The organism is Faecalibacter sp. (assembly GCF_057177045.1).
In genome coordinates this window covers 722,774-737,102 of record NZ_CM169987.1, presented here as the reverse complement: position 1 = coordinate 737,102, position 14,329 = coordinate 722,774, and the positions used below count along the sequence as shown (strand labels likewise).

Sequence of the window (14,329 nt, the reverse complement as noted above, 5' to 3'; positions counted from 1 at the left end):
TATCATGTTTTTAATCGATTTAAATGTTCACGAATAAGTTGAGCAGTTTCAATTGAAATTTCTTTGACTTTGGTTGAATCTCCCAATTTGAATAAATTTCCGATTCGTCTAAAGTTATCAGCATACTTATTTAATTCTTTATAGATTTCTATTTCTTCTTGAGATAATTTATAAGATAAATTATATTCTAAAGCGATTGCTCTTAAAAATTCTGATGTTGAAATTCCAGCTTGTTTTGCTTTTTTATGAATGATATAAAATTCAGAATTTGAAACTCTTATTTGTATTTTTTTTGACTTCATTTTGTAAATATTTTAGATACTTTTTAGAACCTTTTGCGACTGTATAGGAGAAAAAGCGAGATTGCTATTTAGTCAGAAAGATCAACGATCTGTACTGACAATGGCACATCTCGATTACTAAGTCTTACTATTTATTAGATTTTCAATAATAAAATCCCCTAAATCATTATGATTTTTATACTCCATTCTGTGATCTATTACAGAATTAGTAAACTGATTTATCAGTTTGTTTGTGCAATTATCACCAGCTTCATCATTATCTAAATAAAGATGGATTTCGCAATAATTTACATTGTTTAAATGCGTAATTAATCGATCAGAATTTGTAATAGAATTCATCACAATGATATTGAAATTTGGATAATTATTTAATTCCATAAAACTTAAGAAATCAAAGAAACCTTCAAAAATAAATACTCGATTTTCATTCTCATTATTCAAAATCATGGATAAATTTTTACCAGTACAACCTTTGAAAATTTTGTTTCTGAGTTCATAATTTCCATCAATATTTTTAAATCCTAAAGCAAATTGTGTTGATCCATTATTAATTTTAAAAATGATTTCTTTTAAATACTTGTAAGCTTTATTGGATATAATATTTCGATCTTTTAAATAATTTTTGAGGGGATAACTAAAGATCTCTTTTACTTCAATAATTGAAATATTACTTTTGAATATTTCTCGGTTTTGGATACTATATTTATGCTTTTGAAAAGAAAAATTATTTTTTGAATATTTAGAAATAATTTCCTTGACTGTTATATTTTCTAGTTTTATAATTAAGTCAATCAAAGTTCCTCCGAATCCTTCTCCAAAATCGTAAAAAAGATTCTTAGAATTATCAACTTTAAAGGATGAAGTTTTTTCAAATCGAAAAGGACTTAAATACCAATAAATATTTTGTTTAACAGATATTGGGTATTTGTTTTTTTGAGCTAAATAATCTGTTATTTTAATATTGTCGTTTAAAAATTTACAATTCATTTATTGAATGGTTTAAATTTTACAAAAAAAATGATGATTGATGACGTGGTTTTGTAAACGAAAGTAAATCAATGATATACATTGTCATCATTTTGTCATCAATCATCAAACTCAAATTTTATTTTCTAATTTCTGTCATCAAATTAATTTTTGATGACGGTTTGATGACGGTTTTGATGACAGTATATTATTAAATATCAAATAGTTATAAGGTTGTCATCACTGTCATCAAAAAAATGACGTATTTCGCTGAAAATGATTGTATAATACCTTCCTTTTCTATCGATTTTTACGAATTCCCCGTATGTTAAATATTCATAACCTTCGTATTTGTTTGAATTTGTAGAAGGGAAAATATCTAGTGATTTTAGTACATTTCTAATTTCACTTAGTTCAAGTGAATTTCGTCCATGAATTCGTTTAGAAATTACTTGAATATCTTTAGGCGCAATGTGTATTTTATTTTCATCGAAATTTTCGTGTATTTCATTTAAGATTTCAAAAACTTTATATTTAGCATTTTCATCTTCATTATTCATTAACCTTGTTAAAGCTGTTGTACGTATCTGATCTGGAGTAAACCACATACGAGTTTGCTTTGGAGTCGAATATGTTATTCGTACTAAATAATTTAAAAAGTATGGGATTTCTTTGTACAAATGTTTGTCAAACTCAGGATTCTTGTTAATTGATGGAATTTTTCGTACCCAAAATCGGGTTTCTTTTTTATCAATTTTAATAAAGTTTTTTTCAAAGTTGGAAGTCATAACGAACTTATAAAATGATTCAACTTCCTCTTTATCTTTTCCCTTGCTTTCAATTTTATTTCGATCTGCTGTGCTAAGAAATTTAATACGTTCAGTTACTTGTTGATTATCAGTAATTATTTCATCAACCAATACAAGCAGTTTTCCATTTAAATCTGAATTAAAGTTGTTTACGAACGAATCTGCATTTATATATGTAGCATTGAAAGAGAAAATTTTTCGAAGCCATTTTAAAAAAGTACTTTTTCCTGTCTCACGTTCTGAAGATACCAATACGAGTACTGGAAGAATTTGTGTTGGATTCTCTAATAATATTTTCAGATAATCTAGACCTAAGAAATATTGTTCTCCGAATATATGTTTGATATATTGAAGGGTGTAGGGAATTTGTATTTCTAATTCTTCTAAATCTATATTTGATTCGTTATCAATATCAAAATCTAATGGATGATAGATATTATAAAAATCCCCAATCTCTCGTTCATAATTAATGTGCAGAGGGATACAACAGAAACCGTAATACTTTTTGATTGAAGAAATGTAATCTTTACCTAGGTCATTTACAATAGTTTCTTTATTCCAAGAAATCATTATTTTCTCGGTGTCTTTTGAGATAGTAGGGCGTTCGATTATGGCAAAATACGATGTGCCCACTCGAATAAATTCGGCAGAATCTAAATTCATAATATTAAATTTTTTGGATTAAATGCTATGATTTATCTTTGTGCCTAGGATTAAAGATATTACATAACGTAATGAGGAATTAGAGCTTAAATTGAGACTTAAGCTCTTTTTTATTTTCTATGTACTGTTGTATATTTATAAGCTTCAGATTTTAATTGATCTTTCGATTTATTCCCTTTTGATAGAAGCCATTGGTCAATTAAATCCTTATCAAAAAACAAATGTTTTCCGTTTGGCTTCGAATAAGGTATAATTTCACCTTGTACGAGTTTGTATAAAGTTGATCTAGAATATCCAGTATAATTAGCTAATTGATCAATATTCATTACCTTCTTTTTATCAAGTAATAAAGTTTCAATACTTAATAATTTTTCTAAAATTAAATTGTCCATTGGTATATCGTTTTTATGATTATACCAGCAAAGTTGAATATTCAACAAAGATTGAAAGCTTTATCAATACTTGATAATTTTAATCAATCTTTAGAATTTCGGAAATTTTATTAAAAGACTTATTATTTTCATTATTGAATTCTTGTAGTATAATACAGTAAGTTTGTGAAAATGTTTTTTCTGATACTTTTCTATTTAAATCAAAATAGGGTAGAAATATTGACTTATAAACTACTGTGGAATCAATTCCTTTCAAATTATAATTCAATTGAAGAAAGTATATTAATGTTTTTAAATTATTTAAACTTGAATTAGTAGGTGATTTGTCTATCCACTTGATTTTATAGTCTATCTCTTCTAAATTAATAATAGCATTAAAAACTTTTATATTATTTTCATTTTTAGAAATGATATTTTCTTTTTCAAGTTGTTTTACAACTTCAATTTGATTAAAGTTTTTATCTGAAAATTCTATAGATATATTCTTTTTTTGAGAATGAAAATTTATTTCACTCTTATTCGTGATCTTATTCCCATTTATATTTTCATTTATAGAGTTTTCATTAATTATAGGATAAATCTGTTTAGTTAAGTAAATTTTTCTTAATACCAATACAATTAAAAGTAAAGAAGTTAAAAATATAATAATCCAAATAATTAATGTTATATCATCAGCTACTTTATAAGCATTATAGCCAAAAATAATACTGTTAATAAGTGTAATAGCAGGAAGGACTAATACTTTGTAATTATTACTTAATTTCTTTATTAAAGTAAAATAAACATATAATATTAAACCTATGCATATTATGAGTTTGATAATAAAAACGATAGTTTCTTCTGTATTCATAATTCAAAATTTAGAGTTGGTAATAAATTAGCTGCTTCTTTTAATTTTTTATCGACGATTTTAGCGTAGATCTGGGTTGTTCGAATGTCTTTATGTCCTAAGACTTTCATTACAGTATATAAATCTGCTCCATTTTCTAATAAAAGTGTAGCAGCAGTATGTCTGGCGCAATGGAAAGTTATATGTTTAGTAATACCAGCTTTCATGCACCAGCGTAACAATTCGGTATTGGTGGCAGAGCCATAATTTAGATTTATAAATACCCTTGGATTACCCATATTTCGTTCTCCTAATAGCTCACGAGCTTGTTTACTGATGTACATATATTCTAAATCATCCGTTTTTTGCTGAGTGAAAATAATACGATGCTCTTCATTTTCATCTCTTACTTCGTGCCATTGTAGTTTATAAATATCGCTCCATCTTAATCCTGTTAAGCAACTGAAAAGAAAAGCACGTTTTAATACATCGTATTTACATTCTGTCTTTGCTAAAGATTGAACTTCATCAAAAGTCAAATATTCCCGTTTTGATTCTTTTTCTTCAAAGGATTTTATTTTAAGAAGTTTGTGATTTGTAATATATCCTTCTTCATACGCTTGTTTTATTGTCGCTCTAAAGCGATTAAAATAAGAATATTTTGTACCATGTTTAAGAGGTAATCCATGTTTAGATTTAGCTTCTTTATCTAAAAAACGTTTGAAGCCATTCACAGAATCAACAGTTAATTCGGATAGAGTAGTAGAGGAATGAAAATATTGGTCTATATATCGTTTAACCGATTTCCAAGTGCCATAGTTTGATAAGTAAGAAGAACGATGTTCTTTTAACGTATCGAAGTAATCAGTTAATGATATTTTAGATTTATCGCGATCTACAATTCCAAATTTACCTTGAAGTAATTCACTTTTTCTTATAGCAAGTATATTCTCAGCTAATTCAAGAATTTCTTTATTCTTTTTCTTTTCATCAGCTCTAAGAGGATCGATAATTAAGTAACCAATTTCTTTACTTAAATATTCAAATTCACGATTATGAATTTCTTTTCCATTTTCATCTTTATATGATCCTTTGTAATATTCAAGGTAAAGACTAATTTTGCCAGAGTTAAGTTTCTTTTGTTTTAAGCTTATTTTCATAATGATAACAGTTAGGTGTAGAATTCTACATCTTAATTAAAGAAATGAAATTTGTGGTGTAGTAGAGATACAAATAATATCTTAACAACATCATTTCAACTGCTAACAAAACTAAAACAAAAAACCCTAACAATCACTATATTAAGCACTTGTTAGGGTGTTGTTATCTTTTATTAACCTTTCTACTTCCCGATACAGAACTTTCCAAAAATCGTCCCTAAAATATCCTGATCCACATCAATTTCTCCCGTGATATGTCCTAAATAAGTTAAGGCCTCACGAATATCCATGGCCAATAAATCCCCTGGAAGTCCATGGTCCATTCCTTGTTTAATTTTACCAATCTGAATCAACGTATTTTGCAAAGCTTCTAGGTGGCGAGAATTGGTTACAATGGTATCATCTTGATTAGAACCTTTTAATTTCATTTGATAAACCAACTGTTCTTTTAATGCATCAATGTTAAATTGATCTTTTGCAGAAATTTCTAAATGAACAATATCTTTAAATTCCTGTTTGATCGCGTCAGATATTACTGATTCGTTATTTGTTACATCAATTTTGTTCGCAACATTGAACAAGATTTTTCCTTTACCTTGTAACTCATCTAATTGTTGAGCAATTTGATTATCAGAAGTGATATTTGCATCATATAAGTAGATGACAATAGATGCATCATTGATTTTTTCAAATGTCTTTTCAATTCCAATTTGTTCAATGGTATCTCCAGCTTTTCGAATCCCAGCAGTATCAATAAAACGGAAACCAACCCCTTCAATATAAATCGTTTCTTCTATCGTATCACGTGTTGTTCCTTCGATATCCGATACAATCGCACGCTCTTCGTTCAATAAAGCATTTAATAAAGTTGATTTACCGGCATTAGGAGCTCCCACAATAGCGACAGGAACACCATTTTTAATCACATTCCCGAAAGCAAATGAGTCAGCTAAACGTTTAAGAATAGATTGCAATTGGTTCAATAAAGCGTAAAACTGTGTACGATCTGCAAATTCAACATCTTCTTCCGAAAAATCCAATTCCAATTCCATTAACGCCGCAAAATTGATCATTTGATCACGTAAATCTTTGATTTGATTCGAAAATCCTCCACGCATTTGCTTGATGGCAATTTCATGCGATGCTTTCGAGTCAGAAGCAATTAAATCTGCAACGGCTTCTGCTTGTGTTAAATCCATTTTTCCGTTCCAGAATGCACGGAAAGTATATTCTCCTGGATTGGCATTACGGATTCCGATTTTGTTCAATAATTCCAATACTTTTTGTTGGATGTAAATTGAACCGTGAGTCGAAATTTCAACCACATCTTCACCGGTATAAGAGTGTGGATTTTTGAATATAGAGAATAATGCTTCGTCGATAATGGTATCACCATCCATCACATAACCCAAATGGATCGTATGAGAGTCAGCATCATTTAGTGATTTATGCTTATTAAATTTGGATTGATAAATCTGTGCTACTTTCGAAATGGCTTCAGGACCAGAAATTCGAATAACGGCAATGGCACCCATTCCGTTCGCAGTAGCTAATGCGCAAATTGTATCGTTATTGATCATGTTACAAAGTTATAGAATTTATCATTCTTTCACTAATATCTTCGAGGGGTGTTATTTGTTAAAAAATGAGATAAATTACATTTTAACATTTGTTGGCATAATATTGGTGTTTTTGTATGGAAAACATTAAGAAAATGTCGAACTCTAAGAAAAACTACGCTACTAAAAGAGGAATCGGATTTTACAAAATTAAATTAGTTGATATTTTAATTGTTTGTTCTATTGTTCTTTTATTATTAATTGCATTATTTTAAATTAATGCATTTTAATTACCAACATCTTAAAGATTTACAAAATAACCATTCCGACGGAATGGTTATTTTTTATTGAGCACTATAGCTTGTTTTTACTGTAATGTTTGCCGTTTTTTGGCGAGATGTCGTGTTAAATGCTCCTCCATAAGAGTATTCTTCATTATCATTTTTCCCTGTGATTTGGAAAATTCCTAAATCTGCCTTTTTTAAATCGCCTAATTTACTTCCCGATTTTTCGGCTATATTTTCTGCTCGTTGTCTCGCATTTTCAGAAGCCTGAGCAATTAATTCTAATTTTAAATCTTCTAATTTTGAATAATAATAATTAGGATTTGATGAGTTTAATTCAATACCTTGGCTGATAAGGTTAGAAATCTCTCGCGATGCTTTGTCAATTTTATCTAAATCCTTGGATTCTATTGTAACATCTTGGGAAAGTATATACCCATTAAATTGTGAAATAGAATTGCCATGAATATCTGTTCCATATTGGATATCCTTGGTAATATTCACCGCTTCAAAGACAATCTCTTTCGCATTGATTCCTTGAGAAATCAAGAAATTACGAACCACAACTTGATCCGCTTTTAGTTGATCAGATGCGGTTTTTAAATCAAAATTATTTCGGCTATAGGTAGCGCGCCATTTGACGTAATCGGCATCAAAGTCTTTTAATGCATTTCCAGTTACGTTGATATTTTGGGTAGATGTAAATTTGTACTTATACGCATTTGCGATAAGGAAAGAACCTACTATTAGCGCGAAGGCAATAATAGCGGTGGCAATTACTGAAAACTTATTCATAGTGATTGATTTATAACCTAAATTTAAATTAAATTTTCAGGAAATCTATCACTTAAAATAGGTAATTTTAATCCATAAGGAATAAAACTAAATCCCCCGATTCAAAAGTAATTTTTATTGTAGGAGCATTGGTTTCATTTCTTGTCCCCATTCGATTAATTATAGATAAATCTTCCTGATGTAATGGATATAATAAACCATCGGTGGTAATCCCTTTACAATTAGGAAAAGGAACTAATGATACAATTTTACCAACAGGAAGTTCGAGAATCGTTTGATTTTCAGCAAAAAAATAAGTGGAATAATTATCAATGAATTTAATTTTTAATTTTTCTTTGAATTTATAGGCTGCATTTAAGTTTCCAATGAAATGATCCTGTTGTTTGCCACTTGCTCCATAGACATCTAAAATTTTATACCCATCATCAACGATGATTTGCATGGCTTTCTCAAAATCTGTATAATTTTGATTGGGTGTATTCACAATTCTTAATGAATGCTCAACACTTTTTAAATTTATCGAATCAAAATCACCCGATAAAATGTCAGGTTGTATTCCATGTTGTTGCAAATAGGTGTAACTCCCATCGGTACAATAAATTTTATCGTATACACTTAACTCAGGAAAGACAAGTGGAGGTTCTCCGTTGAGAAACAAAATAACTTTTTTATTCACCAGGAATCCATTTAATGTCTTCGTGTGCGTTATCCTTTGCAATTTTTCGTGCGATTGTAAACAAGTAATCCGATAAGCGATTTACATATTTCGCTATTTCAGGACGTACCGTTTCTTCATGACCCAATGCCACAATTAATCGTTCTGCCCTGCGACATATACAGCGCGCCACATGAGCATGTGAACTGGCTTGATTCCCCCCTGGAAGTATAAAATGGGTCATCACTTCTAATTCTGCGTCAATGGCATCAATCCAATGTTCCATCGTTTCAATTGCAGATTCATCAATCATTACTTTCAATCGAGGTTGACCATTAGCCAACATGACTTTATCCGATGGTGTAGCCAATTCTGCACCTATATTAAATAAATCTTTTTGAATGGTAATCAGCTGATCATATAAAATGCTATCCAATGGATATGATCGTATTAAACCAATATAAGAATTTAGTTCATCCACTGTTCCATAAGATTCAATTCGGATATGATCTTTGTTCACCTTCGTTCCTCCATATAAAGAGGTAGTTCCTTTATCTCCTGTTTTTGTATAGATTTTCATGGTGTTGGGTTTGAATGATAAATGTACTATTTATTCCCGATTAATTTCTTAACTGTAATTTTAAATCCTATGGCCGTAATCAATAAGACGATAGCTGTGGCAAACCACAAAATCTCGAAATTAAATTTTGTTGCGATAATTGTTCCTAAAAAAGGGGAAACAATAAAAGCTAAAGCGCCTGATAATCCATTTAATCCCATATATGCGCCTTTATTGTTAATCCCTGCACGTAATGCTGTAACCGTGGATAAAAATGGTAAAACCAACATTTCTCCGATACTCATTAAGAAAATGGCCATATACATAATGATTAAATGATGTGTAAATCCGAAGATCGAATAACTGATTGCTGTGACAATGGAACCGTAAAAAAGAATGTCTACTATTGTAAACTTCTTTTCTGCCCAATGCACCAATAACATCTCTAATAAAAATACACAGAATCCACTAAAACCGATTAATAACCCGATTTCGTTTTGAGTTAATCGGACTTCTTCTTTATAAAACAGTGGTAAAGTGTTTAAAATTTGAAAGAATGCAATACAGAATGTAGAACAGAAAAGTGTAAACAAGATGAATGGGACATCAGTATAAGCATTTCGTTCTTTTGTTTCGGATGCATTCGTTTCTTCTTGCACATCATCCACTTCATTACGCTCTTTACGGTTATAAAAGAAAGCGATAAAGGCGATTCCTGCGATTAATGCAGCAAAACCGTTGCAATAAAATAATAAATCATATGAATAGTTGGATAAAAAACCACCCATGGCAGGGCCAAAAGAAAATCCCAGATTAACCGCCATACGATTTAAGGAAAATGCACGTGTAATATTTTCTTTTTTCGCATATTTGGTAATCGCTACTGAATTGGCAGGTAAAAACGCCATCGTAATTGCGCTTAAAATCAACATCATAATCGAGGCGGATTCCAACGTCTGAAATTGAGGTAATATGGCATACAATGGGGCACTTACCAATAAACTTAAGGCTTGCACTTTGAAATTCCCTAATTTATCGGTTAAGAAACCACCTAAAAATGACCCTATTAATGATCCGATTCCGAAACAACTTAATACGATACCCGAATCCTTTAACGAAAATCCTAATTTATCCGTTAAATAAATTCCAAGAAATGGTAAAACCATAGAACCCGTACGATTCAACAGCATCACAATAGCCAACATCCACGATTCTTTCGATAAACCACTGTAAGAATCTACATATATTTTTAATATCTTATTCATAGTATTGATTTGCGCTGCAAAAGTAAGATGTATTTTATTAATTCATTCGATTAATTGTGCTTTAATCCTAGTTTTTATACTTTTGGGAAAATCAGTTCAAAATTTCCGTTTATGTTTCATTATTTATTGCTCAAAATTCTGTTTACACTGCAAGGTTTAGGTGCTGCTTCAGGAATTGTAATGGTCGACCAAAAGGTTTATGTGGTGGCCGATGATCGAGCATTTCTGTATCAATATGACCAAAAGACTGGAATGCAACAAAATTTTCCGTTTGATACTGCGATACCTATCGATCAAATGAACCGTAAGGATAAATTAGATTTAGAGTCTTTGGTACATATAAAAGGATCATTGTATGCACTTGGTTCTGGTTCGAAAGATAATCGAAATGAATTACACCATTTTGATTTGAATCATCAAACGATGACACGTTATTCGGTGGCTGAAGTTTATAAAAAATTAAGAGAAGCATTTGCCATCGAGGCTAAAGATTTTAATATCGAAGGTTTTGCATACCACAAAGGAAAAAGTTATTTGTTTAATCGTGGAAATGGAAAAAATAAACGGAATGGAATATTTATTTTCGAAGGTTTGCCTCATAAAACAAATTTATCGCAAGCGGTATTCATTCCAATTCAATTACCTACGATAAAAAATGAATTAACTACGTTTTCAGATGCAATTATTGTCAAGAATAAAATTATATTTACGGCTACAATAGAGTCTGAATCCACGGTTCAAAAGGATGGTGAAGTAAAAGAATCCATTGTTGGAGTGATAAATCGCAAAACATTTGCCATAGAAAAATACCATATTATTTCTGAAAAGCAGAAAATCGAAGGATTAGCTTTACAATCACATTCAAAAAAAGGGTATACATTTTTACTGTGCGAAGACAATGATGATGCTTTATTAAACCATTCTAAAATTTATGAACTTAAATTAACCAATGATTTCGACTTAATACAATAAAATCAACAATAAATTATATTATAAACACTCAATTTTAAATTAATCGGTCAGATGTCGCGAGAATCTTAACAATTTATTGTGAAAGTTTTCTTAAGACTATTATATTTGCCCGTTAAAAATTATTTTTAAAGACACAATTATGCGAGGAAAAGGGCTGATTGCGATATTTGCAATTATTTTAGGTCTTTTGTGTATCAAGCAGCTTAGCTACACTTGGTATACAAACAAAGTCGAGAGCGAAGCCAAGCGTCTAGCAACTAAACCAGCAGACGAACAACGCGTTTTAGACAGTTTAGCACAACACCCATTAGATTTAGGAATCATTACATATGATTACAATGATGCTAAAAACAAAGAGGTTAACTTAGGTTTAGATTTAAAAGGGGGGATCAACGTGATCTTACAAGTATCTGAACGTGATTTAATTGAAAATTTAGCAGCTAAATCAGAAAATCCTATGCTTACAACAGCATTAGATAATGCTGATGTTGCACACAAATCAAATGGGAATGTTCCTTATGTTGAATTATTCTTCAACGAATTTGATAAATTAAAAGGAGCAACAAAATATGCAGCTCCAGATATCTTTGGGAACAAAGCGAATGCTGATAAAATTGCTTTTAATGCTTCTGATGATCAAGTAAAAGAAGTGATTCGTAAAGATGTAGAAGCGAAAGTTGCTACAGCTTACCAAGTGATTAGTTCTCGTATCAACCAATTTGGGGTAGTAGAACCAGTAATTCAACGTTTAGGTGATGAAGGAGACGGACGCATCTTAGTCGAGTTACCAGGTGTTTCGGATACTGATCGTGTAAAAAAATTATTACAATCAACAGCAAAATTAGAATTCTGGCAAGCTGTACGTGGGGATCAAACGGTTATTTCTCATTTCTTAGGAATTAAAACAGATAAATACAATGTGATCAACCAAGCGACAGGGAAACCTTATGCCAACTTAGGAGAAGTGTTACAACCTGCAGGTTCTAACGCAAGTTTCTATGTTAGTATTGCAGATACGGCTGTTGTTAATCGAGTGTTAGCGGATAAAGAGGTAATGACAAAATTACCAAACAATATTCGTAATTATAAATATGCATATTCTAATAAAGCATTAGAATTAGTTCCTGGAACTAAAATGTTAGAATTATACGCTTTAAAAGGAGCGAATGGTACTAAAGAACCTTTATTAACAGGGGATAAAGTAGCATCTGCTTCAGGTGAGCGTAATGCAGGTTCTATTGCGAACGAACCAGTGGTTTCAATGCAAATGAATCAACAAGGTGCTCAAGAATGGGCTAGAATTACAGATGAATTAAAACCTGCAGGTCCTGGTCAATTAGGACAAGGGGTAGCTATCGTTTTAGATAATTTAGTGTATTCAGCTCCAAATATTAATGATAAAATTTCTGGAGGTTCTTCAATGATTTCTGGATCGTTTACATTAGAAGAAGCAAAAGATTTAGCGAATATTTTACAAGCCGGTTCATTACCTGCTTCATCTAAAATTGTTTCGGCTGAGGTGGTTGGACCATCATTAGGACAAGAAGCAATTACGTCTTCTGTAATTGCATTTGCTGCTGCATTTATTATTGTATTGGTTTGGATGGTATTCTATTACAGCCGTGCAGGTATTTATGCCAATGTAGCTTTAGTAGTAAACTTATTATTCTTATTAGGATTCTTAGTATCATTAAAAGCGACTTTATCTTTACCAGGGATCGCCGGGATTATTTTAACGTTAGTAACAGGTATGGATGCTAACATTATTATTTACGAGCGTGTAAAAGAAGAAATTCGTAAAGGAAAATCATTACGTCAAGCAGTTGATTTTGCGTATTCATGGAAAGGTGCATTATCCGCTATTATTGATGCGAATGTAACTTCATTCTTAACAGCATTAGTATTATTCTTCTTAGGGAAAGGGCCAGTAGTTGGTTTCGCAACAACATTTATGATTGGGGTCTTAACTTCTACTTTTACAGCGATATTTATTACACGTTATTTCGTGGAGTCTCGTATGGCGAAAGGAAAAGAAGTGGCTTTCTTCACGAATTTTACAGCGCACTGGCTACAAAATATTCATGTTGATATTTTAAAGAAACGTAAAATTACATACGTTATTTCTCTTATATTAACGTTATTATCACTATTTTCAATCTTTACAAAAGGATTTGATTTAGGGATTGAATTTAAAGGTGGACGTACATACACAGTTCGTTTTGATCAAAATGTAGAAGCAAATAAAATTGCTGATGAATTAGGGAAAGTATTTGTTGTTGATGGAGAAGAGGTAGTACCTCAAGTGAAAACGTATGGTGGAGCTAACCAAGTGAAAATTACAACTTCATACAAAGCGGATCAAGAAGGTACAGAGGTAGATGATGAAATCAAAGCTAAATTATTTGAAGGATTAAAACCTTATTTACCACAAGGATTATCGACAAAAGATTTCTCTGAAGATAATGCAACAATTGGTTTAATGTCTTCTGCGAAAGTAGGACCAACAATTGCAGATGATACAACACGTGCTTCATTTATTGCAGTTGCATTAGCATTATTAATTACAGGTACTTATATTTTTATTCGATTCAGAAACTGGCAGTATTCAGTATCTACGATTTTAGCATTAGCACACGATGTGATTATTGTTTTAGGTATCTTCTCTTTCTTAAGAACGTGGATGCCATTCAATATGGAAATTGATCAATCGTTTATTGCAGCGATTTTAACAGTAATTGGATATTCATTAAATGATACCATCATTATCTTAGACCGTATTCGTGAGAATTTAGGATATAAGAAATCAGATGCATTCTATACAATCATTAATGATTCTACAAGTACTACATTATCGCGTACAATTAATACGTCTTTATCGACTTTCTTAATTGTATTATGTATTTTCATCTTCGGTGGAGATTCAATTAAAGGATTTATGTTTGCGATGTTAGTGGGTGTAGCTATCGGTACATTCTCTTCATTATTCGTAGCATCACCGTTATTATACGATATGACAGGAGAAAATAAAAAGCCAAAAGCTTAATTTTAAAAATAATTTTATAAAAAACCGCCAAGTTTATTGGCGGTTTTTTTGTTTTTGTACCTTTGTCCTTTAAATT

General features: G+C 30.9%; 13 protein-coding genes. 2 read left to right on the top strand and 11 right to left on the bottom strand.

Annotation, left to right across the window (positions count from 1 at the left end):
- Positions 1-2: 2 nt before the first annotated feature.
- The 11 genes from AC1QSP_RS03340 to AC1QSP_RS03290 all read right to left on the bottom strand — a co-directional run bounded on the left by AC1QSP_RS03340 (position 3) and on the right by AC1QSP_RS03290 (position 10,238).
- Positions 3-302, bottom strand: a complete 300-nt coding sequence (locus AC1QSP_RS03340) for a plasmid mobilization protein (protein ID WP_484079783.1) — start codon at positions 300-302, stop codon at positions 3-5.
- A 117-nt stretch (positions 303-419) separates the two neighbouring features.
- Positions 420-1,289 carry a toprim domain-containing protein gene (locus AC1QSP_RS03335; protein ID WP_484079782.1) on the bottom strand — a complete coding sequence of 290 codons (870 nt, stop codon included), beginning with the start codon at positions 1,287-1,289 and terminating at the stop codon, positions 420-422.
- 197 nt (positions 1,290-1,486) lie between these two features.
- Entirely contained in the window at positions 1,487-2,740 is a 1,254-nt protein-coding gene (locus AC1QSP_RS03330) for a primase-helicase family protein (protein ID WP_484079781.1), read from the bottom strand.
- 110 nt (positions 2,741-2,850) lie between these two features.
- Positions 2,851-3,132: a helix-turn-helix transcriptional regulator gene (locus tag AC1QSP_RS03325; protein WP_484079780.1), complete on the bottom strand. Its 282-nt coding sequence runs from the start codon at positions 3,130-3,132 to the stop codon at positions 2,851-2,853.
- 79 nt (positions 3,133-3,211) lie between these two features.
- On the bottom strand, positions 3,212-3,982 hold the full coding sequence (locus AC1QSP_RS03320; protein WP_484079779.1) for a hypothetical protein: 771 nt from the start codon (positions 3,980-3,982) through the stop codon (positions 3,212-3,214).
- Positions 3,979-5,121 carry a tyrosine-type recombinase/integrase gene (locus AC1QSP_RS03315; RefSeq protein ID WP_484079778.1) on the bottom strand — a complete coding sequence of 381 codons (1,143 nt, stop codon included), beginning with the start codon at positions 5,119-5,121 and terminating at the stop codon, positions 3,979-3,981. Before AC1QSP_RS03315 ends, AC1QSP_RS03320 begins: the two co-directional genes overlap by 4 nt.
- A 182-nt stretch (positions 5,122-5,303) precedes the next feature.
- Positions 5,304-6,701 carry a tRNA uridine-5-carboxymethylaminomethyl(34) synthesis GTPase MnmE gene (gene mnmE, locus AC1QSP_RS03310; protein WP_484079777.1) on the bottom strand — a complete coding sequence of 466 codons (1,398 nt, stop codon included), beginning with the start codon at positions 6,699-6,701 and terminating at the stop codon, positions 5,304-5,306.
- A gap of 323 nt (positions 6,702-7,024) precedes the next feature.
- Entirely contained in the window at positions 7,025-7,759 is a 735-nt protein-coding gene (locus AC1QSP_RS03305; protein ID WP_484079776.1) for an SIMPL domain-containing protein, read from the bottom strand.
- Positions 7,760-7,826: 67 nt separating this feature from the next.
- A complete protein-coding gene (locus AC1QSP_RS03300) occupies positions 7,827-8,435 on the bottom strand; it encodes a thiamine diphosphokinase (protein WP_484079775.1) in 609 nt (202 codons plus the stop codon).
- Positions 8,428-8,994, bottom strand: coding sequence for a cob(I)yrinic acid a,c-diamide adenosyltransferase (locus AC1QSP_RS03295; protein WP_484079774.1), 567 nt, complete (start codon positions 8,992-8,994; stop codon positions 8,428-8,430). The genes AC1QSP_RS03300 and AC1QSP_RS03295 overlap by 8 nt, the downstream gene beginning before the upstream one ends.
- 26 nt (positions 8,995-9,020) lie before the next feature.
- Positions 9,021-10,238: an MFS transporter gene (locus tag AC1QSP_RS03290; RefSeq protein ID WP_484079773.1), complete on the bottom strand. Its 1,218-nt coding sequence runs from the start codon at positions 10,236-10,238 to the stop codon at positions 9,021-9,023.
- 111 nt (positions 10,239-10,349) lie between these two features.
- On the opposite strand from AC1QSP_RS03290, the gene AC1QSP_RS03285 reads away from it, so the two are divergent.
- Both AC1QSP_RS03285 and secD read left to right on the top strand, forming a co-directional pair.
- Positions 10,350-11,210, top strand: coding sequence for a DUF6929 family protein (locus AC1QSP_RS03285; protein WP_484079772.1), 861 nt, complete (start codon positions 10,350-10,352; stop codon positions 11,208-11,210).
- 139 nt (positions 11,211-11,349) lie between these two features.
- Positions 11,350-14,253, top strand: a complete 2,904-nt coding sequence (secD, locus tag AC1QSP_RS03280) for a protein translocase subunit SecD (RefSeq protein WP_484079771.1) — start codon at positions 11,350-11,352, stop codon at positions 14,251-14,253.
- Positions 14,254-14,329 lie beyond the last annotated feature (76 nt).